This window comes from Oceanobacillus sp. CFH 90083, assembly GCF_009389585.1.
Lineage (GTDB): Bacteria > Bacillota > Bacilli > Bacillales > Amphibacillaceae > Oceanobacillus.
On record NZ_VIYG01000002.1, the window covers coordinates 275745 to 296315 of the forward strand.

Here is a 20571-nt window from a genome sequence, read left to right on the forward strand (position 1 = left end):
CGAGTTTTTCGTATTGTTTTCAAATATCAAATATACTCTTTCATCAGGCTGTTTCTGTCTATACTTTTAAGAATTTACGTACACTCATCACGCTTCCCCAGACTCCAATTAATGCTCCTATGAGAAGAACCATTCCCGACAATTGCCATGCAAATGGATCAAATGGCAGGAGCTCTACAAACCGGAAAGTAACAGCATCCGGGAAATTGTGATACACATAATAATATCCGCCTATTATAACTGCTATTGGAGCCAGGGAACCGAGGATTCCTAATAATGCTCCTTCCACAAAGAATGGCCAGCGAATAAATGCATTCGTTGCTCCTACTAATTTTTGAATCCCGATTTCTGTACTTCTCGCAATAATTGTTATCTTGATTGTATTTGAAATTAAGAATATAGCTGTAAATACAAGCGCTACAATTAACGCCAGTCCAATCGCTCTCGCGTAGTTATTAAATTGGAAAAGCTGTTCGACAACTTCTTGTCCATATAACACATTCTCTACATTGTCTAATTCTTCAATTTGATTAGCAATAGCCTCTGTATCCTCTGGCACAACAGCTTCTACGATATACACATGGTTTAATGGATTATCCTGCTCAAGCATCACCCATGCTTGACCTTCATCTCCCATACTCTCAATCAATCTTTCTAGTTCGTTATCGTTAGAAGAAAACTGTACTTCTGCAACACCGTCTATCTGTTCTATTTCTTCACCCAACGCAACAATCTGATCCTCATCCGCCATCACATCAATTAATGTACTAATTTGTACATCCTGCTCAATGTTTCTTGCCATCTGGTCAAGATTCAGGACTAAGGCTAAAAATACGGCAACAAGAATTAATGTTGTTGTTACAGCCGCAATGGAAGCAAATGTCATCCAGCCATTCCGGAATATGTTCTTTGTACCTTCACGTATATGTCTTAATAATGTTCTAAACTTCATAGCCGTAGTCACCCCGCTGTTGATCTCGTACAACATTTCCATCTTCAATTGCAATGACACGACGTTTAATTGTATTCACAATATGTTTACTGTGAGTTGCCATGATTATGGTTGTACCTTTTGAATTAATATCATCTAACACTTTCATAATCTCCCATGAAGTATCCGGGTCCAAATTTCCTGTCGGTTCATCTGCTATAACGACCTTTGGATTATTTACAATAGCCCGTGCAATTGCCACACGCTGCTGCTCTCCCCCAGATAATTCACTTGGAATCATTTTTGCCTTACCTTCTAAACCCACCAGTTGCAGAACATCAGTAACTCTGCGTTTGATGCTTTTCGGCGATGCTTCGATGACCTCTAAAGCAAACGCCACATTTTCATAGACTGTCAGTTTCGGCAGAAGTTTAAAATCTTGAAAGACAACGCCAATATCACGTCGCAAGTATGGGATATGCCTTTCTTTTATTTTACTTAAATCCCGCCCATTAACGATGATTTTCCCAGCTGTCGCCTTTGCCTCACGATAAATCAAGCGAATAAACGATGATTTTCCAGCTCCGCTTGGGCCAACAAGGTAAACAAATTCACCGCGTTCGATTTGTATGTTTATATCGTTCAGTGCTGTTACACCATTACTATATGTTTTGGATACATTCTCCATTGTTATCATTTCATGACCACCTAAATTTAATATATTATTTCTGTCTATGTCCTGACACATCTAGTTCATTGCTAAAAATATATATTTCGCGACATCTATTTATTTACAAACTTCGATTATTTTTTTATTTTTGCTGTTTATTCTCTATCTTTTTCATGTCAATTAAACTTGCTTAACATAGATTTGGACGAACAAAAATAATTATAACATCTCTGCGTATTTTATGATGAAAAAATCGTATTACATTTTTATTTCAATTCGACAATCCTTGTAATAAAGTCAAACTTCATTCAGTAGTCCCGGACCAATCTGGCTGTTTTGGGCTGTTAGATCTCCCACTTAAAAATGACATTTTTCTTATTTATTGATATAGGAGCCTTACAGCAATTTACACTGTGATAATTAAATTAGAAAACGATACAAGCTTGTTCTTTAGCAAACTCATGCTTTTCTTTATAATTAAAACACAGAAGCCAAAGATTACTTTACATTAAACGATTTTCAGCTGATAACTTGTCAACAACTTAAATAATAGGAAAAAGGGATGGAGTATATTTCATCAAGGAGGATACAATTTATCATTATTTCTGCTCAAATATCAAAACTGGATAGAAGATATAACATAATATCAATACAAAGAAGAATTATCAATAAGCTGCCTTAATACGATAATAGGAATAGTAGACTATTTCTTTTATTACAACGAGAAAGGGAGATGACCAACGTCTGCAATAGAGCAAACGCCGGTCAATCACTACTGCTCAGATAACCACGAAGCTAGCTCTTCCAAGTCTGCCCCTTCCACTTGTGTCTGGGGCGGCATGCTGCCAATACCTTCTTGAACAATATCCTCAATTTGCTCCTGAGAATACTTCGAGCCGATATCCGTCAGTTCTGGGGCGCCATTTCCGGAAAGATCAGCACCATGACAAGCAGCACAGTTATTTCGATATACTTCCTCACCAGCTTCTAGGTTTTCACTGGTATTGGTGTCATCTGCATTCCCACAAGCTCCAAGGACAAAAATCATTCCTAAGAACAAGGCAGTTATTCCTTTTTTCATAGCTTCATTCCTCCTCGTTAGTTGTTACTGTTAGTATATCTTTTTTTCAATTGCTTCTGCATAAACCATTTTGAACAAAAAAGAACAATTTTGCTTTATCATAGTCCCGCCGGAAACAATTGATTTTTGGAAATTCCCTCTGAATGAAGTTTCGCTTTATTTCATTTGCGAACGGAGATAGCCGTCAATAAACATATCCAGATCGCCGTCCATGACAGCCTGTGTATTTCCTGTCTCTACATCTGTCCTGTGATCCTTCACCATGGAATACGGATGAAAAACATAAGAACGGATCTGACTTCCCCAGCCAATTTCCATTTGTTCTCCGCGAATTTCAGCTAATTCCTGTCGTTGTTTTTCAATTTCCAGTTGATAAAGCTTTGATTTTAACATTTTTAATGCTTGTTCGCGGTTTTTAATCTGTGACCGCTCATTTTGACATGTTACGATGATATTTGTCGGAAGATGCGTAATCCGGACAGCCGAATCTGTCGTATTAACATGCTGTCCACCAGCACCGCTGGCACGATACGTATCCACTTTAATATCCTCTGTTTTTACCTCAATATCGACATCATCGCTCATTTCTGGAGTAACGTCACAGGATACAAAAGATGTATGGCGTCTGCCAGATGAATCAAAAGGAGAGATGCGCACAAGACGGTGCACCCCTTTCTCCGCTTTTAAATAACCGTAAGCATTATGGCCTTTGATTAACAATGTCACACTTTTCACACCTGCTTCTTCTCCCGGAAGGTAGTCGATCGTTTCTACAGAAAAAGATTGACTCTCCGCCCAGCGTTGGTACATACGCAACAGCATACTTGCCCAATCCTGCGATTCTGTACCGCCAGCCCCGGGGTGCAGCTCTAAAATGGCGTTATTGGCATCATATGGTTCACTTAATAAGAGCTGTAATTCAAATTTATTTACTTGTTCTTTAAAATCTTTTAACTCTATTTGCAGATCATCAAATAATTCCTGGTCATTTTCCTCTTTAACCAGCTCGTAGGAAACTTCCAGATTCTCTAATGTTTCTTCGATTTCTTCAAAGGAATCAACATAGCTTTTTAATCCATTTGATTCCTGAATAACTGTTTGTGCCTGGCTCTGATCATCCCAAAAAGTAGGATCAGCCATGAATGCTTCTAATTCAGCAATTCGCGCTTTCTTCTGTTCGAGGTCAAAGAGACCCCCTGAATTCTTCAACTCGTGAAGTTATTTTTTCCAGCTCTTGTTTAATTTCGCTTAATTCCATAAACGGAGTCCTCCTAGTAAAATGTATTATTTTCCATGGCAGTTTTTATATTTCTTGCCGCTGCCGCATGGGCAAGGGTCATTTCGCCCAACTGTGTTATTTTTCACAACCGGCTTCCTTGATTTCTTCTTTTGCCCTTCTCCGCCCCCGGAAACAGCTTGTGTATTTTTCACAACCTCTTGACGCTGCAGGTTGTCCTGGATTTGCGCCTTCATAACATACTTGGACACTTCCTCTTCAATGCTTGCAATCATCTCTTCAAACATTGCGAAGCCTTCCATCTGATATTCACGCAATGGATCATTTTGACCATATGCGCGTAAATGAATCCCCTGACGCAGCTGATCCATCTGGTCAATATGATCCATCCATTTGGAATCCACTGTACGTAATAAAATGACTTTTTCAAATTCGGCAAATTGCTCTGGTGTAAGTTCTGCCTCCTTTTCGTCATAACGGCGGTTCACTTTTTCCATTATGATGCCTGTTATTTCATCTGCTTCCTTATCTTTAAAGGCATCTTTTGTAATATCGCCCTGATTTAACAAGTTCCCTTCCACGTATTCTACAATAGCATCCAGATTCCAATTATCTTCATCATTGTCCTGCGTATGTGTTGCAACAATTCTCTCTACAGTCGATTGAATCATATTTATAATAATCTCACGCAGATTGCCATCCGAGTCAATGACATCAAAACGCTGTTTATAAATAATCTCACGCTGTTCGCGCAGCACATCATCATAAGACAGGATTGTTTTACGGGCATCATAGTTATTTCCTTCCACCCGTTTTTGAGCAGATTCTACTGCCCGTGAAACCATTTTGCTTTCGATTGGCTGGGAGTCATCCATACCAAGCCTTTCCATCATCGCTTTTAAATTATCTGATCCGAAGCGGCGCATCAGCTCATCCTCCATTGACAGGAAGAACTGTGATATACCCGGGTCTCCCTGACGCCCTGAGCGACCTCTAAGCTGATTATCAATCCGGCGAGATTCATGGCGTTCCGTACCGATTACAGCCAGTCCGCCAAGCTCTGTCACACCATCTCCAAGTTTAATATCTGTACCCCGGCCAGCCATATTGGTTGCAATGGTTACTGCACCTTTTTGACCGGCATTTTCGATAATTTCCGCCTCACGAAAGTGGTTTTTGGCATTCAGCACTTCATGCTTTACTCCTGCACGTTTTAACATCTGTGAAATTAATTCAGATGTTTCTACAGCTACTGTACCAACCAATACAGGCTGTCCATTTTCATGGCGCTCTTTAATATTATTTACAACAGATTTAAACTTACCTTCCATCGTTTTATAAATTTGATCTGCCCGGTCATCTCTTTGAACAGGCTGATTTGTAGGTATCGCAATGACATCCATATTATAAATGCTTCTGAACTCTTCTTCTTCTGTTTTCGCTGTACCTGTCATCCCGGATAATTTTTTATACATCCGGAAATAGTTTTGGAAGGTAATGGAAGCAAGTGTCATGCTTTCATTTTGAATCTGCAGATTTTCCTTTGCTTCAATAGCCTGATGCAAACCATCACTATATCGGCGGCCCTTCATTTTACGACCAGTAAACTGATCAATAATAATGACTTCACCTTCTTCCACCATATAATCCGTGTCCTTATGCATAGATACATGTGCCTTTAAAGATTGATTAATATGGTGTGTCAGGGAGACATGTGATAAATCAAATAAGTTTTCAATATGGAAGAATTTCTCTGCTTTATCAATCCCTTGCTCGGTCAGCTGTACTGCCTTTGTTTTTTCTTCAAAGGTATAATCTGTTTCCTTTTGCAGTGTACGCACAAACCGATCTGCCTGCTGATAAAGCGATGCAGATTTTTTTGCTGATCCGGAAATAATTAATGGTGTACGGGCTTCATCAATTAAAATTGAGTCGACCTCATCAATAATGGCATAATTTAATGAGCGCTGTACCATCTGTTCTTTATACAGCACCATATTATCTCTTAAATAATCAAAACCAAATTCATTATTTGTTCCGTAAGTGATGTCAGCCTGATATGCTTTACGCTTATCTTCCTTAGAGAGACCATTATGATTTAAACCAACCGTTAACCCTAAAAAGGCAAACAGCTCCCCATTTACTTTCGCATCACGGTCTGCCAAATAATCATTGACCGTAATAATATGCACGCCTTCACCGGAAAGTGCATTAAGATACGCTGGCATGGTTGAAGCCAACGTTTTACCTTCCCCGGTTTTCATTTCAGATATATTTCCGTTATGCAGAGCTACTGCTCCAATTAATTGTGTACGGAAAGGACGCATTCCGAGCACTCGTTTAGAGGCTTCGCGGACAACTGCATATGCTTCAACAAGAAGATCATCCAATTCCTCTCCATTTGCAATCCGTTCTTTAAATTCCTCTGTTTTCTTCTGCAAATCTTTATCTGAAAGCTTCTCCACCTCAGGCTCCAAGGCCTCAATTCTGTCCACCTGTTTTTCGATACGCTTCACTTGCTTTTGATTTCCGTCTCCAAAAATCTTTGTTAATAATCCTGCCATAATGAACGCTCCTCAGTTAATTGAAACTTTTATTACTTATCTCATCACACACTACCGTGTAATTAATATATATGATATACCATTGTTTATAGTTTATAGATAATGGTCAACAATAGTATCATAACACTTCCTAAACCGTTATGACAACTTACATTGTCCATTCTATTTCTAACAATACATCTCTTTACATGCTTGTTTCAAAAGTCTGATAAAAAAAGAACTGAAATGATTATTCCAGTTCTAAATGAGGAGGTCTTGCGAGGGAGTTTTTACGAAGAGCAGTATCATTTAATGTTATACTACTTTAATAATTTTTCTTTTTGTTCAGGGGATAGCTGTGCAATATTCTTGTTGAGGGAACCTACAATGCGTAATAATTGTTGAATCGTATGCTCCTGCTGTCTCACTCTTTGCTCCAATTCATTCAACAGCCGCTGATCGGTATATTGCATTTGACTGCCTCCTTTTTCTTTCTAATTTGTTTATACCATAGCCTTCTTTTTCTTGCGAATCAGCAAAATGCATTTTTAAGCTGTCAAATATTCAGTTTGTCTAGGGCAAACTGAATATTTGACTGTAATAAAGGGCAGTTCGCCCGCAAAAAGAGTAATAAAAAGCTAAATTGATATTTTTTTCGACAAATACCATTCATTTTCCATAGATTCATATTAATCACGATAAAACAAAAGCAGTATACCGCCTCATTTAGAATGAAAAGGTATACTGCTTTTTCTATAAATATATTTTTCTATTTAAAATTAAACATGCGGTTCAATTAAGCCGTATTTCCCGTCGCGGCGTTTATATACCACATTGGTTTCTCCTGATTGGTCATTGGTAAATACAAAAAAGCTATGCCCAAGCATATCCATTTGCAGGATTGCTTCTTCAGAGTCCATTGGTTTTAAATTAAAACGTTTTGTACGTACCAGTTCAATTTCATTTTCAGCTTCTGCAGACGCTGCTCTTGCTTCTTTTTCTAACTCAGCAAATGCATGCTTAGCGGCACCATTTTGTCTGAACTTGCGATTAATTTTTGTTTTATGTTTGCGAATTTGTCTTTCTAATTTATCTACGGCCAGGTCTACAGCTGCGTATAAATCAAGATGCTGTACCTCAGCCCGCAGTAATAGATTTGTCATTGGGATAGTAACCTCAATGCGCTGTTCATCGTTATAGACACTTAAATTAACATGCACATCGCTAGTCGGAGCGGAATCAAAATATCTTTCCAGTTTACTAATCTTTTTCTCAACATACTCCCGAATAGCGTTTGTAACCTCAATATTCTCGCCTCTAATATTAAATTTCATGTAAGTGTCCTCCTTCTATACTTTTATAGATTTATTATAGCACTATTTCACAAACTTCTCTTGTCTAAACCCTTATTTTTTTGAAAACGTTTTCTTTCGTATGATGTAAACCCCTTTATGTACAAGGCTTGTAATGATTAAAGTTTTTTTGACAAAATTCGAATAAAACAGATAAAATATATGAATCGTAGATATATCTTTATTTTTCTTTATCTGTTTAGCAGGTTTTTCAAATGACTTTCTATTATTTTTGACAAATACAACTACAATTAAATACATATCTAGCATACAAAAAGAGATAATGCGTATTTATCAAAATGTACACATCATCTCTTTTTGTAGTTAAATAGATTTTTTATTTTTTTTGATCTAAGAACATCCCGTCCATACTTTGTATATTTTTATATGGATTCGAATAGCTTGTTGTCGATTTTTTTTGCTGCTGCACCTGTCTCATCTCGTTTTTTAAGGCAAGAAATAAGTATTGCATTTTTTTCTCAATCTCTTGATTCATTCGTACAACGGATTTCCCAAGCTTATCTTCCTCTTCTGTATACGGAGGAGCTATCGACTCAAGCAATTGCCCTCTCTCCTCCATCTTTTCTTGAAATATACCGATTACCTCTTCACGATTATGAGAACCAATATCCTGTGATAATAGCTGCTGCATACTTTCAGTTATTTGGTGGATACGCACTATCCGGTTCATCAGATGGAAGCACCTTGCTTATATTTCTGTTGACGATCCTTAAGAATAACCTGCTTCCAGACGTCGCGGAACTCTTCTGTATAGCCAAGTGCTTCTTCTAATTTCTCTAAATCATTCTTTATATTAGCTTCTGTTAAAAGATTGTGCATATAGTCGTACAATGGCATCATTTGATGGGAAATCTCCATTTTCATATCTAAAGTTACCATTAATTCATTAATGATTTTTTGCGCTTTTTGGATATTGGTATTTTTGGCAGCAAAATCTTTATTTTCCATGTCTTTTCTTGCTTGTTTTATAAACTTCATGCAGCCGTTATAAAGCATTAGTGTTAATTCACCGCCAGTTGCTGTATTAACGGAATTATTTTGATATGTCTGATAAGCTTTATTGGTAGACATAACGTGCACCCCTCTTTCATTATTGTACTTGTCCCGGGAAGAAGTTTGCCATCAGCATATTGGATTGATTATTCATCATGGCAACAGCCTGCTCCATTGCTGAAAATTGTCTCCAATAACGCGCTTCGACTTTCTCCAGACGACGTTCAAAATTCTCAATTCGGCTATTTATTTCTTCCATCCGTTTACCTAATGCATAGCTATCCAAGCTGACATCTGTTGCCCGTCCGGCACGCTGATTAATTTGACCAATTGTAGACTCTACAGCATCTTCCAGACGATTAATTAGCCCTCTGCCTTCCCCTTCTACATTGTTGGAGAAAAGCTTCTGCACACTTTCAGAGTCTTCAGCAAGCACCTCTCGAAGTTTTTTCTCATCAATAACCAGCTTCCCGCCATCCATATAGTCAGATGAGGTTTCAATTCCAATTTGCGTTAAAGAGGTAAATGCCCCATCATTTTTTACTGTTCCATACCAGCTCATACGCATACTGGATAAGCCGGTAGATAAGAATGATTCTCCCCGAAGCATCCCGCTTTTTGCTCTCTCTTCCCACAGTTCAATTTCACGCTCTGACATATCTGCTTTTTGCTCATCTGTTAATGGCGGGTAATCACGAAAAACCTGTTCACGCTGTGATGCTGTAATTTTATCAACAATTTCATTATAAGCTTCGACAAATTCTTTGATTTTTTCAACGGTATGGTCAATATCATTGGTTACATTTAAAGTCGCTTCACCGTCTGTAACGTTTAGAAATTGAAAAGTAACACCGTTTAACTGATAATGATTGTCCTGGGTTGTTACTTCATAAGCACCGTTGTAGGTGAACCTGGCGTTTTGAGCACCTTGTTCATTGTTTATATCAAGACCCAATCTATCAAAAAAGCCACTTTCATCAGAGCCAAAATCAATTTCAGCTCCACCCTCATTATATATCCCTGTCCTTGTTGCCTCTAAAATAACTTTATTCGAATTTTCATCATAGGTCATACGAACAGGGCTATTTACATCATCATTAATTCGTTTGATAACATCAGACAGTTTATCGCCTTCCCGTATTTCATATACATGATCTCTGTAATTATTACCGTCTTCCCCATACGAACTATCTTTTCCATACGTTCTAAATGTAATAGCTCCCGTAATTCCTGCTTCATTTAACGTCTGATTCGTATCAAAATCTACTCCCTTTTCCCCAACATTAATCGCAGAACTTGCTAATTGACTGACATTAATCCGGTACGTCCCGCTATTCGCACCTGCATTTCCTGTTGCACGAACCGCACCTTCCTGTGTCGAGGAAATAATTTTTGTATTAAATGTATCGCTCAGTTTCATATTCAAAATCAAATTCCGATCAAAATCAGCCAGCATTTTATTCACGTCCCGGAAAGCATCACGCTTCCATTCCAATCTTGCCCGATCCTGATGAAGTCTGTCGAGCGGCATTCTTTCTGCATTCATTAAATCTCTAATAATAGATTCTGTATCAATTCCGCTTGCCAATCCGCCAATTCGCATTTTCCCTCACCTCTTATATTTTTTTATTAATTAACAGTCCCATAAAATCAGCCATTTCTGCATACATATCCAAAAGCTTCTTCGGCGGGATTTCCCGTATGATTTCATCCTTATCTGCGTCGACAACAGTAACATAATATTTTTCCAGTTTCTCATGCATTTCAAACTTTACATTTCTTCTGACAGGCTCTAAAAAACCATTCATTTTATCAATAACTTGCTCTACTTTCTCCTTACTCACTACTTTGTTCTCTTCTTTCAAAGCTGTTTCTTTTTCTTTCAAGTCAGATTGTAAAGCAGCGGGTGATGTAACAGTCTTAATGGAATGAGGGATAAATGAAGTATCCTGAACTCCAGTTTTATTTACAACCATTAGGTTACACTCCTTACTGTTTATCTTTTATATCGGCTTTTATTTTGAAATCTAAAGGATTACATGTAATATTTTTAAAGGCTGCTTAAAACGCAGAAAACCGGAAATTCCAGTAGCTACAGTTTTTCTCCTTTTAAGAATTCAAAGAGGTTTTGATCAATTTGTGCTGCCTGATTATTTTGATTTTTAATATCTGCATAGATTTCATGACGATAGATATCTACCGACTTTGGAGCACGAATACCAAGCTTGACTTGATCGCCCTCAACAGCGATTACTTCCACTTCAATATCATCGCCGATTTGAATGGCTTCATTTCTTTTTCTGGAGAGCACAAGCATTATTTCTCCTCCTTTTCATGAAGAGATAGACTGATTGGAGCTCTGGAAGAATAATCTTCCTTTTGCAGGACGACCTGCTTTGCCAGGTTTTCCTTTACATGAATTACGATTGGCGCTTTTAAGTTCATCGTACTGGCCGCAAAAGGTTTGTTTACGGTAACGATCGTATATATAGCTACATCATTGCGATCCTTTATCTTTAATAGCTCCAGGGTAGAAGCTTCCAGTTCAAAAGTATATTCCTGATATAAATAATAAGGATCGGTAATGATAAAAGCCAGCTTCACATTATCGACCGATTGTAATATATGAAAAATTTGATTATCAGGAAATTCCAGCAGCACAAATTGTTTGGACTCTGAAAATCCAGGTATTCCTGATGGAAATGTTATTATTTTTGATTCATTAACTTCAATTTCACCTAAATAAGCAGATGTCATCTTCATCGCGGTGTACACTCCTTATACTTTTATATTGACTACTTCTATTGTTAACTCCGGCCGCTGTGCAAGAGAAGTTTTTATGCTTCCAGGTGTATATTGCATTACTGGCCGGTTGGCACGTCCTTCAATGATTGGCCGATGTGTTTGAACCTGAATCTCTAATTCTGCCGGTTGATAGGAGGTCTTAACAGCAAAGGTAGAAGGGATAAATGTAAGTCCCAATCTTTTTTGCCGGGAAAAGCCATTTTCTATTGCTTGTACCTTGATTGATTCTGTATGATTTTCAATTCGCATTAAAGCATCACCTTGCCGCGCTCTTCTGGCAGTTCCTTCAGCAGCTGCCTGCTGTCCTGCCTGAGCATTTTTGGCAATACTTTTTTTCGCACTTAATAAGTTCATTTCCTCCCATGCCTGACTCTGATCGATGCTGAGTCTCCCCGGTCTAGTACGCATAGAGACCTCTGCTTTGGGCTGTCTGATTGTCAAATCACCAGCCGGCTGTAATATATGTAATTGTGCCGGATCCGTTTGTATTTTAATTTTTGCCAGCTGTGAATATATTCTAATTTGTGGAATCTCCATCACTATTCCCTCATTATCAGTTTTTTCGCACTATAGGATTGGTACTGCTTGAATTACAGGAATTTCTTTACATTTTAAAGAGGATTAAAGCTTTAAGAAATAAAGTATAAGTGCAACGATTTTAATGGGGTGAGTAATCGCAAAAGCTCTTCGGTGGGACGAGTAATCGCAGTCCCAGCCCCAGCTAAGCAAATTCTCCGCCTCTTCAAGGTTGGCTTACCAAGTTTTCTTTAAAAATACCCTGCTCCACTCAAAAAATGGGCAGGGTGCATGGTCATTAACGTAAAAAGTCAACTAAAGAAGGCTGGATAATCCGGGAACCTGCTGAAAGTGCTGCCCGATGTAAACTCTCTTGTGTGATTAAATTTGTGATTGCCTCAGCAAAATCAACGTCTTCATTATCAGATAACGTTTTTGTCGTTACGATTTTTTGATCGGCTAAACGATTTTCAACAAGCTCCAAGCGATTCATACGAGCTCCAATTTCTGCACGTGCATCAAGAACACTCCCAATGGAAGCGTCTAATTCATTAAGACTCTCTTCAATATTTTCTCCACTTTCCAGACGATTAATAAAATTATCTACTGTATCAAATAACTCTCCATTTTCTCCGAAGACAGTGGATCCATTCGTATTTGCTTTGACAGTGATACCACTTGAAACCTCAATAAGCACATCACCGCCTGAAAAAGTAATGCTTCCATTTTCATCTATTGGCGGTGTATTTGAATTTGTACCATTAAAAATATATTTTCCATTCACATTGGTATTAGCAATATCGACTAAATGCTCTTTTAATTGCTTTGCCTCTTCTAAAATACTCTGGTACTCATCACTGCTATTGGTTCCATTACTTGCCTTAACAGCCAGCTCTCTTAAGCGCTGCATGGCGTGGTTTGCCTGGTCAACTGCTGCATCCGTATTATCCAGCCAGCTGTTCACTTCGGAAGTATTTCTTTCAAATTGTTTAATTCTCGCTAATTCAGATCGATAAGAAACACCCTTCATTGCAATCATCGGATCATCCGAAGGCTTTGATATTTTTTTTCCAGAGTACAGCTGATCCATATACTTATTCATTTGCGTACTGTTATGTGTTAAATTACGTAATAAATTATTGGAAAGCATACTTTGAGTTACACGCATTTTTCTAACCTACCTTCCTACTAGTCCCATTCGGTTAATAATGGTATCTATCAGTTCATCCATCGCTGTCATTCCGCGGGCAGCTGCATTATAAGCATGCTGGAATTTAATCATATTTGTCATTTCTTCATCTAAGGAAACAGCACTGATCGATTGGCGCTGGTTATTCACCTGGTGCTGTAATGTCGCTGTACTGTCTAACATTGTCATAGCATGCCTGGTATCCACACCCACTTCACCAATAATCGCTTCCAGATAGCTGTTAATAGAAGTATTGTCCAGCTCCTCATTTGCTTCTGTAAAAATATTAGCTAATGCTCTTGCTAAATCTCCATTGCCTGTATTTCCATCTGATGAAACAATAATATCTTTATAATTTTCCAAAGTAACGGCAATTTTTCCGGCAGCTCCTGCTGCACCGTCTAATTCTCCAAAGAATGGCTCGCCTCCCGCACCTTCATGAAGATCATTAAAGCTTTTGACAATAGCATATGCCAGATTATCCAGCTTCTCAAGTACTTCCGGATAAGCTCCTTTTACTTCACCGTTTTCAGCATATCCGGAAGCATGTACATAGCTTTGGATCGTCCCTTGAGAGGAGGTAATATCCACCCCGCCTACGTTAATACTTTCAAATACTTTCATTCCATCTATCTCTGTATATTCCGGAGCATCTATCTTCTGCGTCTCTCCGGTGACACCATTCACCAAGGTCACCGGCTCACCATCTGCAATGATGACTTTTACGGTCGCGGCACCTTCTCCCTGCCTGCCAGCAGGAATATGACTGCCATCGTATTCTACTTCAATATTCACTATTTCTGACAGTTCATCTAAAATATTATCGCGTCTGTCATATAAATCATTTGCATTATAGCCATGTGTTTCCAGCTTTTTGATTTGGGCATTGATTGATTCCAGCTGGTCAATCATTGCATTTGCCCTATCAATCGTATTTTCTGCCTCTTTTTGTAAATCTGTACGTATTGTATTCATAGAAGATGATATGTGATTAAACGTATCTGCTAATGCTTTGCCGCTCTGCAATATTACGGCACGTGCACCATGATGTTCCGGATCTTTAGCCGCTTCCTGCAAAGCACTCCAAAAATCACTCATCGCAGCTTCTATACCTGTATCACTTGGCTCGTTTAATAAATTTTCCATTCTTGAAAGTGCTGCTGTCCGTTCAGACCAGTAGCCGACAGATGCATTCTCTGACCGGAACTGTGTATCTAAAAACTGGTTACGAATACGCTGGACAGAACCAACTTCTACTCCTGTTCCTACTTGACCTCGTATATGCGGACTGTTCATCCCCGGTGTCGGATAGGCACTCATTGCCTGCATATTCACACGCTGCCTGGTAAACCCCGGTGTATTGGCATTAGAAATATTATGCCCTGTTGTATATAAAGCACTTTGCTGTACACTTAATGCCTGACGTGACATTTCTAAACCTCTAAACGTGCTCATTCATTCTTCTCTCCTTTTCTATGCTTTCGAATCGAATAAGGAACGATTGGGCACCTTATCTGTCGTGGATGCAGCTCCATAATTCATTGATTTTATAGTCGGGTTCATTAAATCCATCGAAAGCTGAACAAACTTCATCGATTCTTCCAGTAATGCTTTGTTTAACAGTTCCTGCCTTTTTAATTCCGTAATAACATCTGTTAATGCTATTGCAGAAGCTTCTGCTTTTCCTTGTTCTTCTTCACCTAGTCTGCTCAGAATTCCTGTAATGGTCAGAGAGTCTAGCGCCGCTGGAGAAGACTGTTCTTCATTCCACGCTTCTACAATTTTCTGCCTGCTCGACTCTTGCTGCTCCAGTTGACGGATATATTTCTGCTCCTCTAAAAGCAATGCCTGAAATTCATCCAGTTTATTATTCGTCAACGCTTCCGTCTTCCGCTTGGACAATTCCAGTAAATCTTTGTGTGTGGCCGTTAAATCATTCATGGCATGAATCAGCTGCATGCTCACATCGCTTCCTCCTTTGACTGTGTTCCCTTACTTACCAGTCCAAAAATCATGCATTTTCTGAGCAACCTTTTCATAATCAATACTGTATTGATTGTTGGCAATCTTTTGTTTGATTTCATTCACATAGGCTGCACGTGCTTCATTAGGCTGTTCCTGCTTCTGCAGTTTCTTTGCTTCATTTGATATTTCAATACTGTCCTTCTTAGATGCTGCGGACTCTATCGCCTGCTTATCTTTAAATGCTTGTTTATATGGGTTAAAATTGGTTGGATTTGGTCCATGTATTTTCATTTTCTGCACCCCTTCCAGTCATAAATAATTTTTTGGTTCGATCGTGATAATATTAGTCTTTCTTCCATTCCCCTTTTGCATAATAGGTTGCTTCTTTTTCTTCTTTCAATCCTTTTTTCTGAATGGATTCCACTGCATCATGCTGTATTAGATCTTCCTTCAATTGTGTTTGGCATGACTCACATAGACTGCCTTCTGTTATAGGCTGCTGACATCTTTCACAAGGGTAGGACAGGTTCGGGAAGCTTGAAGGCTGGAGCCTTTTTTCCCGGATAAATTTGTAGATAAGGCTTTCATCCACACCTGTTGCTGCTACAATCTGCCTAATGGTAGCTTTTCTATTATCCCGTTTCCTTAAAAAGTTATATACCGTTCTGAAATCCGCCTCTTCTTTTTGATAACATTCATTGCATATTCCTCTAAGCTGCTTTACAAACACACGATTACATCGTTCGCAGTTTGCCAGTTCTCCCATTGCTGTTTCTCCTCTCCGTTTTACATCTTACTCAGGAAGGAATTTTTCATTTGTATATACTGCAGTTAATATAATTTTTCACGAAATGCCTTTACCTATTTATATCATCGTCACTATTGCTGCTTTTGTTAATAGTAAAAAAGGTTTATTTTATATAGCTCTTCACTAAAATTAACTATTGATATAATGGTTTCTCTTTATTATAGCAAATCACTCACCCATTTGGGGAGCGGCTGCGCTGCTGCTTCAATCTGCACCATTAACTCCTTGCTATCGTTAATGAATACACTGCTGGGCAGCCATGAAGCTTTAATTGCTGTGCCGCTTGCCGTATAGTTGTCCCTGTTGTATAAATATCATCAACAATCAACGCAGCTTGCTGCAATGGCTCTGTAGTAAAGAAAGGATTATCCCTTTTTAAACGGGCTTTCCGATTTTTGGTTGCCTGCTTTTCGCCTGTTTTTCTCCCTAATACTTGCTTTACGGGAGCATCCAGCATTTCTGCAAGAGCCAGCGACTGATTAAAACCTCTCTCGCTCATCCTATTTTTACTTAACGGAACCGGCACAATGGCTAAAGAGGAATCATTCCCTGCAAATTGTTTTTCAAAAGCAATTTGTAATTCATTTCGAAAAATCTCTCTTAATATATAATCTCCCCGAAATTTCCATTGCGTAATCATATCACGTACCATACCATCATAATGAAATATAGAGTAGTTTCTTTCCATATTATCCCCCAGCTCCCTCCACTGCTGACAATCGAAACAAAGAGAACTGTTCCACGCCCGGCTGCATACTTTGCACCGCTGTCCAGTGATTTTCTCCATTTTTTCAGCACAGGTTGAGCATAAGACAGATTTCTTTTCCACTGTCAGCCAATTAGACCAGGTAAGCGACTTTTCTAATGGTTCATAGCAGTATAGGCAAAAGTTCAAAGCTTCCTCCCCCTTGCATTCATATCTATAATCAACTGCCTTGCTTTTTCCATTGCATCCGTTTTCCCATCATGAAAAAAAATAACCTCTCCGGATGGATCATCGGCACTTCTTCCTGCACGACCGGCAATTTGAACAAGCCCTGCTTCATTAAAAACTTCATGACCAGCAGCTAAGACAGCTACATCGACGGAAGGAAAGGTTACTCCTCTTTCCAATATCGTTGTCGTAATCAATACATGTAATGTTCTATCACGGAATTGTTTAATTTTTTCTTCTCTATCTTGATCTGCTGCAAAAACAGCTTGTAGTTCTTCAGCAGCTGAAATTGCATTTGTTTTAAGCAGTAAAGCAGTAATTACAGCTTTTAATTCCTTTACCATCACAATTTTCGGTACAAAAATAAGCAGCTGCCGCTTCGGGTTTTGTCTGCGCATAAGCCATTTGCAAAAGGAGTGAGGAAGTTTTTTAGTTGCCAGCTGCCTGGTGAGATTAAAGGAGAATTTAAATTGAGGAACAGGGAGAAGATGTCCGTGATAACGTAAAGGCACGAACACATAGGGCAGCTTGCCAAGCTTCATTTGCAGTCTGAGATCTTTACTTGGGGTCGCTGTGAGGTATAGGATCGTAGAGTGCTTTTTAACCGCTTGTCTGGCAGCATACATTAAGCTTTTATCTAAATAGTATGGAAAAGCATCCACTTCATCAATAATCAACACATCAAAAGCCTGATAGAAACGCAATAATTGATGCGTCGTTGCTAAAATCAGCTGTGAATTACCTGCCCGGTGCTCACTCCCTCCATAAAGAGCTTCTAATGACACCGTTCGGAAGGCTTGCTCCATTCTGGGAAGTAATTCCCGGATAACATCGACACGGGGGGAAGCTAAAGCAATACGGTCACCACGCTGCAATGCCGCAGTAATCGCCGGAAATAACATCTCTGTTTTTCCTGATCCACATACCGAAAAGCTGAGATAGGATGGTTTTTTTTCGATAACAGCTTGCTCCAGCTGGAAGGCAGCTCTGCTTTGAGCTCGCGTTAACTGTCCCTCCCAAGTTAAAGGATCGGCATGCGCCGGCCAGGCTGTCTCTGTCCCATTCCATATATACAATGGCTTGCATTCACTTATCCTGCCCATCTGGATACAATTTCGGCAGTACAAATGTTTTTTCTTACAGATTCCACAAGGATATTCTGCAAAATAATGCATGGCTGTATTGCCGCAGCGAGTACATTGGGCTGACCCTTTTTTACTTTCTATGGCAGGTATTGGTATGACTTGTTTAGTAGAGTGGAGAACTTGAAAACATTTTTGGGGGACAGGGAATTCTTCTTCTAAGATTCGTTTACCAGATAATGCTTGCGCGAGAAGCTGAGGGGATATTGCAATCTGTTTATCCATACTTATCCTGACACCTCCGTAGAATATAAGGGGATTGAAAATATTTGAGGAAAGCTTCATTCAGCAAGCTTTTTCTGCTACTGAATAAAGCTTTATTTTATTTCGCATACCAGGCCACGCCAATAGCGCCTTGTCCAAGATGTGTACCAATAACAGGTCCAAAATAACTGATGGATGTTTCCATATTGGGATGCTTTGCTTTAAAATCTGCTTCTAATTTCTCTGCATAAGCCTGATCGTTTCCATGAATAAATACAATGCGTAAATCCTTCCCTTTATTAACTTCTTCATCTAATAAACCAAGGATGCGGGATATCGCTTTTTTCTTTGTGCGAATTTTTTCAAATGGGACAATCAGCTTGTTTTCAAAATGAAGGATTGGTTTGATTTGCAGCAGGCTGCCTAATATCGCTTGTGCATTTGATAGCCTTCCGCCTCTTTGAAGATTCGTTAAATCATCCACCATAAAATAGGCACGGACTGTTTTTTTCATTTCATCCATTCTCGTGAAAATCTCTTCTACAGACGCTCCATCCCGAGCCATCGCTGCTGCTTCCAACGCATAAAAGCCCTGCACCATACAGCTGATTTCCGAGTCATAGGCATAGACATCAATTCCTTCCACCATTTCTCCTGCACTTACCATTGTCTGGTATGTACCGCTTATACCGCTCGATAAATGAATAGAAATAACGGCATCATAGTCTTCTGCTAATTCTTCCAATTTTTTTGTAACCTCACCGACAGAAGGCTGTGAGGTGCTTGGCAGTTCTTTCACACGGCTAAGCTTTTGATAAAATTCTTCCGTTGTAATATCTAGTTCTTCCCGATAGGACCCATCCTGAAAGTTAACACTCAGCGGAACCATATGAATATTATATTTTTCACGTTCCTGCGGCGTAATATATGCTGTACTATCTGACATAACAGCAATCTTCATAAGCTATTACTCCTTTTCTTTTCTAATACTATGCTGCTCCTATTGTTGTATATCTGCATACGAAACGGATTACTTGACATTATTCTACACGAATTTCACGTAAAAATCGAATGCAATATCACAGCGTGAGCGTCCGTTATTTCTCCTATTTCTTACGGCTCTGCACCGGAACCTGTGGTCGTCAAATCAGATTTAAATTAATCAAGGCAACTGTTAGAGATAAGCACTACGCTTTCTGCTGATCCTGAGCCCTCCTGATTTTCTCAATAAAGATTTATCGAAAAAAGCGTCCTGACAATGTGGCATCAGAACGCTTCCTTTATCGTTTATTGTACATTAAACACTTCTACCCAGCCTTTTCGAATCGCACTTACAACAGCCTGGGTACGATCATTTACATTCATTTTTTGAAGGATATTACTTACATGATTTTTAACGGTTTTTTCACTGATATAAAGAGACTCTGCTACAGCACGGTTGCTTTTTCCTTCCGCCAGCAGCTGAAGCACCTGACACTCACGTCTTGTCAATAAATGAAGCGGTTTACGATGCTCTACTTTTCTGTTCGCCAGACTGGAAGTATTTTCCCGTGCTAAACGACGATATTCTTTTACTAAATTATGTGTAATGCGTGGATGTAAATAAGAACCGCCTTCACTCACTACCTTAATTGCCTCAACAAGCGCTTCTGCATCCATCTCTTTTAACAGATAGCCTTGTGCCCCCGTTTTTAAAGCGTGTGTCACATAATTTTCATCGTCGTGAATAGACAGAATGATTATTTTTGTATTTGGAAATTGTCTTAACAAATCAGCAGTTGCCTGCACACCATTTATTTTAGGCATGTTAATATCCATTAACACGACATCCGGATTATTATCTTGTACCAGATTAGCTGCATCAGATCCGTCATCACCTTCTGCAACTACTTTAAATGCTGGTTCAAATTCTAAAATCCGCTTAACACCTTCTCGAAATAATTTGTGGTCATCAATTAATACAATATTTACTTCTTTTTGTGCGTCCATATATATATCTCCTTTTCTACTTAGTGATACTAATTGAACTGAAGTTTTATCTTAATCATTAATAGATAGATAGTTTTCTCTAATAAATAAGTCTATTGTAATACATATCATGATGATTGTCATTGTTGTCTTCTCTAGTTTCAATTTATTATTCTCAATAGCTTACTTATCTTACGAATGATGACACCGGT

At 38.9% G+C, this 20571-nt stretch carries 23 protein-coding genes; all 23 read right to left on the minus strand.

Translation table 11 applies throughout. From position 1 onward, the window contains the following. Positions 1 to 58: 58 nt before the first annotated feature. The gene (gene ftsX, locus FLK20_RS03840) at positions 59 to 952 is read right to left on the minus strand and encodes a permease-like cell division protein FtsX (protein ID WP_152655237.1); all 894 of its coding nucleotides are present in this window, start codon (positions 950 to 952) and stop codon (positions 59 to 61) included. After that, positions 942 to 1628 (minus strand): cell division ATP-binding protein FtsE, encoded by a 687-nt coding sequence (gene ftsE / locus FLK20_RS03845; RefSeq protein WP_152655238.1) that lies wholly within the window; start codon positions 1626 to 1628, stop codon positions 942 to 944. Before ftsE ends, ftsX begins: the two co-directional genes overlap by 11 nt. 745 nt (positions 1629 to 2373) lie before the next feature. Continuing rightward, positions 2374 to 2682, minus strand: coding sequence for a c-type cytochrome (locus tag FLK20_RS03850; RefSeq protein ID WP_152655239.1), 309 nt, complete (start codon positions 2680 to 2682; stop codon positions 2374 to 2376). A 156-nt stretch (positions 2683 to 2838) separates the two neighbouring features. After that, positions 2839 to 3940 (minus strand): peptide chain release factor 2 gene (gene prfB / locus FLK20_RS03855; RefSeq protein WP_152655240.1). Its coding sequence is split into 2 segments (ribosomal slippage): positions 2839 to 3867 and positions 3869 to 3940, totalling 1101 coding nucleotides; the frame shifts between segments, so codons are not numbered across the junction. Between the two features lie 26 nt (positions 3941 to 3966). Then, the gene (gene secA, locus FLK20_RS03860; RefSeq protein WP_152655241.1) at positions 3967 to 6483 is read right to left on the minus strand and encodes a preprotein translocase subunit SecA; all 2517 of its coding nucleotides are present in this window, start codon (positions 6481 to 6483) and stop codon (positions 3967 to 3969) included. A 299-nt stretch (positions 6484 to 6782) separates the two neighbouring features. Next, the gene (locus FLK20_RS21520) at positions 6783 to 6935 is read right to left on the minus strand and encodes a hypothetical protein (protein WP_194165514.1); all 153 of its coding nucleotides are present in this window, start codon (positions 6933 to 6935) and stop codon (positions 6783 to 6785) included. A 306-nt stretch (positions 6936 to 7241) separates the two neighbouring features. Then, positions 7242 to 7796 (minus strand): ribosome hibernation-promoting factor, HPF/YfiA family, encoded by a 555-nt coding sequence (gene hpf, locus FLK20_RS03865; RefSeq protein WP_152655242.1) that lies wholly within the window; start codon positions 7794 to 7796, stop codon positions 7242 to 7244. Between the two features lie 355 nt (positions 7797 to 8151). Next, entirely contained in the window at positions 8152 to 8505 is a 354-nt protein-coding gene (gene fliT / locus FLK20_RS03870; protein ID WP_152655243.1) for a flagellar protein FliT, read from the minus strand. After that, positions 8505 to 8906: a flagellar export chaperone FliS gene (fliS, locus tag FLK20_RS03875; protein WP_152655244.1), complete on the minus strand. Its 402-nt coding sequence runs from the start codon at positions 8904 to 8906 to the stop codon at positions 8505 to 8507. The genes fliT and fliS overlap by 1 nt, the downstream gene beginning before the upstream one ends. A gap of 19 nt (positions 8907 to 8925) precedes the next feature. Continuing rightward, positions 8926 to 10431, minus strand: coding sequence for a flagellar hook-associated protein 2 (locus FLK20_RS03880; RefSeq protein WP_152655245.1), 1506 nt, complete (start codon positions 10429 to 10431; stop codon positions 8926 to 8928). Between the two features lie 13 nt (positions 10432 to 10444). After that, the gene (flaG, locus tag FLK20_RS03885) at positions 10445 to 10804 is read right to left on the minus strand and encodes a flagellar protein FlaG (protein WP_152655246.1); all 360 of its coding nucleotides are present in this window, start codon (positions 10802 to 10804) and stop codon (positions 10445 to 10447) included. 116 nt (positions 10805 to 10920) lie between these two features. Continuing rightward, complete coding sequence (gene csrA / locus FLK20_RS03890) at positions 10921 to 11145, minus strand: carbon storage regulator CsrA (protein ID WP_152655247.1); 225 nt, start codon at positions 11143 to 11145, stop codon at positions 10921 to 10923. Continuing rightward, the gene (fliW, locus tag FLK20_RS03895; protein ID WP_152655248.1) at positions 11145 to 11591 is read right to left on the minus strand and encodes a flagellar assembly protein FliW; all 447 of its coding nucleotides are present in this window, start codon (positions 11589 to 11591) and stop codon (positions 11145 to 11147) included. Before fliW ends, csrA begins: the two co-directional genes overlap by 1 nt. Positions 11592 to 11606: 15 nt before the next feature. Then, complete coding sequence (locus tag FLK20_RS03900) at positions 11607 to 12170, minus strand: DUF6470 family protein (protein WP_152655249.1); 564 nt, start codon at positions 12168 to 12170, stop codon at positions 11607 to 11609. Between the two features lie 277 nt (positions 12171 to 12447). Continuing rightward, entirely contained in the window at positions 12448 to 13317 is an 870-nt protein-coding gene (gene flgL, locus FLK20_RS03905) for a flagellar hook-associated protein FlgL (RefSeq protein WP_152655250.1), read from the minus strand. Between the two features lie 9 nt (positions 13318 to 13326). Continuing rightward, positions 13327 to 14793 (minus strand): flagellar hook-associated protein FlgK, encoded by a 1467-nt coding sequence (gene flgK / locus FLK20_RS03910; protein WP_152655251.1) that lies wholly within the window; start codon positions 14791 to 14793, stop codon positions 13327 to 13329. An 18-nt stretch (positions 14794 to 14811) separates the two neighbouring features. Next, complete coding sequence (locus tag FLK20_RS03915; protein ID WP_227994852.1) at positions 14812 to 15297, minus strand: flagellar protein FlgN; 486 nt, start codon at positions 15295 to 15297, stop codon at positions 14812 to 14814. Between the two features lie 33 nt (positions 15298 to 15330). Next, positions 15331 to 15594, minus strand: coding sequence for a flagellar biosynthesis anti-sigma factor FlgM (gene flgM / locus FLK20_RS03920; protein ID WP_152655253.1), 264 nt, complete (start codon positions 15592 to 15594; stop codon positions 15331 to 15333). Between the two features lie 52 nt (positions 15595 to 15646). After that, a complete protein-coding gene (locus FLK20_RS03925; protein WP_152655254.1) occupies positions 15647 to 16069 on the minus strand; it encodes a TIGR03826 family flagellar region protein in 423 nt (140 codons plus the stop codon). 259 nt (positions 16070 to 16328) lie between these two features. Then, the gene (locus FLK20_RS03930) at positions 16329 to 17006 is read right to left on the minus strand and encodes a ComF family protein (RefSeq protein ID WP_152655255.1); all 678 of its coding nucleotides are present in this window, start codon (positions 17004 to 17006) and stop codon (positions 16329 to 16331) included. Beyond that, positions 17003 to 18412, minus strand: coding sequence for an ATP-dependent helicase ComFA (locus FLK20_RS03935; RefSeq protein ID WP_152655256.1), 1410 nt, complete (start codon positions 18410 to 18412; stop codon positions 17003 to 17005). Before FLK20_RS03935 ends, FLK20_RS03930 begins: the two co-directional genes overlap by 4 nt. Positions 18413 to 18509: 97 nt before the next feature. After that, positions 18510 to 19352, minus strand: a complete 843-nt coding sequence (locus tag FLK20_RS03940; RefSeq protein ID WP_152655257.1) for a DegV family protein — start codon at positions 19350 to 19352, stop codon at positions 18510 to 18512. Between the two features lie 326 nt (positions 19353 to 19678). Further along, positions 19679 to 20380 carry a response regulator gene (locus FLK20_RS03945; RefSeq protein WP_152655258.1) on the minus strand — a complete coding sequence of 234 codons (702 nt, stop codon included), beginning with the start codon at positions 20378 to 20380 and terminating at the stop codon, positions 19679 to 19681. Between the last annotated feature and the right edge of the window lie 191 nt (positions 20381 to 20571).

Excerpts from the sequence above, each read along its gene's own strand:
- secA (WP_152655241.1), bottom strand. The coding sequence starts at position 6,483 with ATGGCAGGATTATTAACAAAGATTTTTGGAGACGGAAATCAAAAGCAA.
- hpf (WP_152655242.1), bottom strand. The coding sequence starts at position 7,796 with ATGAAATTTAATATTAGAGGCGAGAATATTGAGGTTACAAACGCTATT.
- flgK (WP_152655251.1), bottom strand. The coding sequence starts at position 14,793 with ATGAGCACGTTTAGAGGTTTAGAAATGTCACGTCAGGCATTAAGTGTA.
- flaG (WP_152655246.1), bottom strand. The coding sequence starts at position 10,804 with ATGGTTGTAAATAAAACTGGAGTTCAGGATACTTCATTTATCCCTCAT.
- flgM (WP_152655253.1), bottom strand. The coding sequence starts at position 15,594 with ATGAAAATACATGGACCAAATCCAACCAATTTTAACCCATATAAACAA.
- fliT (WP_152655243.1), bottom strand. The coding sequence starts at position 8,505 with ATGAACCGGATAGTGCGTATCCACCAAATAACTGAAAGTATGCAGCAG.
- FLK20_RS03925 (WP_152655254.1), bottom strand. The coding sequence starts at position 16,069 with ATGGGAGAACTGGCAAACTGCGAACGATGTAATCGTGTGTTTGTAAAG.
- FLK20_RS03915 (WP_227994852.1), bottom strand. The coding sequence starts at position 15,297 with ATGCAGCTGATTCATGCCATGAATGATTTAACGGCCACACACAAAGAT.
- flgL (WP_152655250.1), bottom strand. The coding sequence starts at position 13,317 with ATGCGTGTAACTCAAAGTATGCTTTCCAATAATTTATTACGTAATTTA.
- FLK20_RS03850 (WP_152655239.1), bottom strand. The coding sequence starts at position 2,682 with ATGAAAAAAGGAATAACTGCCTTGTTCTTAGGAATGATTTTTGTCCTT.
- FLK20_RS21520 (WP_194165514.1), bottom strand. The coding sequence starts at position 6,935 with ATGCAATATACCGATCAGCGGCTGTTGAATGAATTGGAGCAAAGAGTG.
- FLK20_RS03935 (WP_152655256.1), bottom strand. The coding sequence starts at position 18,412 with ATGGATAAACAGATTGCAATATCCCCTCAGCTTCTCGCGCAAGCATTA.
- fliS (WP_152655244.1), bottom strand. The coding sequence starts at position 8,906 with ATGTCTACCAATAAAGCTTATCAGACATATCAAAATAATTCCGTTAAT.
- FLK20_RS03945 (WP_152655258.1), bottom strand. The coding sequence starts at position 20,380 with ATGGACGCACAAAAAGAAGTAAATATTGTATTAATTGATGACCACAAA.
- FLK20_RS03940 (WP_152655257.1), bottom strand. The coding sequence starts at position 19,352 with ATGAAGATTGCTGTTATGTCAGATAGTACAGCATATATTACGCCGCAG.
- FLK20_RS03900 (WP_152655249.1), bottom strand. The coding sequence starts at position 12,170 with ATGGAGATTCCACAAATTAGAATATATTCACAGCTGGCAAAAATTAAA.
- FLK20_RS03880 (WP_152655245.1), bottom strand. The coding sequence starts at position 10,431 with ATGCGAATTGGCGGATTGGCAAGCGGAATTGATACAGAATCTATTATT.
- ftsE (WP_152655238.1), bottom strand. The coding sequence starts at position 1,628 with ATGATAACAATGGAGAATGTATCCAAAACATATAGTAATGGTGTAACA.
- ftsX (WP_152655237.1), bottom strand. The coding sequence starts at position 952 with ATGAAGTTTAGAACATTATTAAGACATATACGTGAAGGTACAAAGAAC.
- csrA (WP_152655247.1), bottom strand. The coding sequence starts at position 11,145 with ATGCTTGTGCTCTCCAGAAAAAGAAATGAAGCCATTCAAATCGGCGAT.
- fliW (WP_152655248.1), bottom strand. The coding sequence starts at position 11,591 with ATGAAGATGACATCTGCTTATTTAGGTGAAATTGAAGTTAATGAATCA.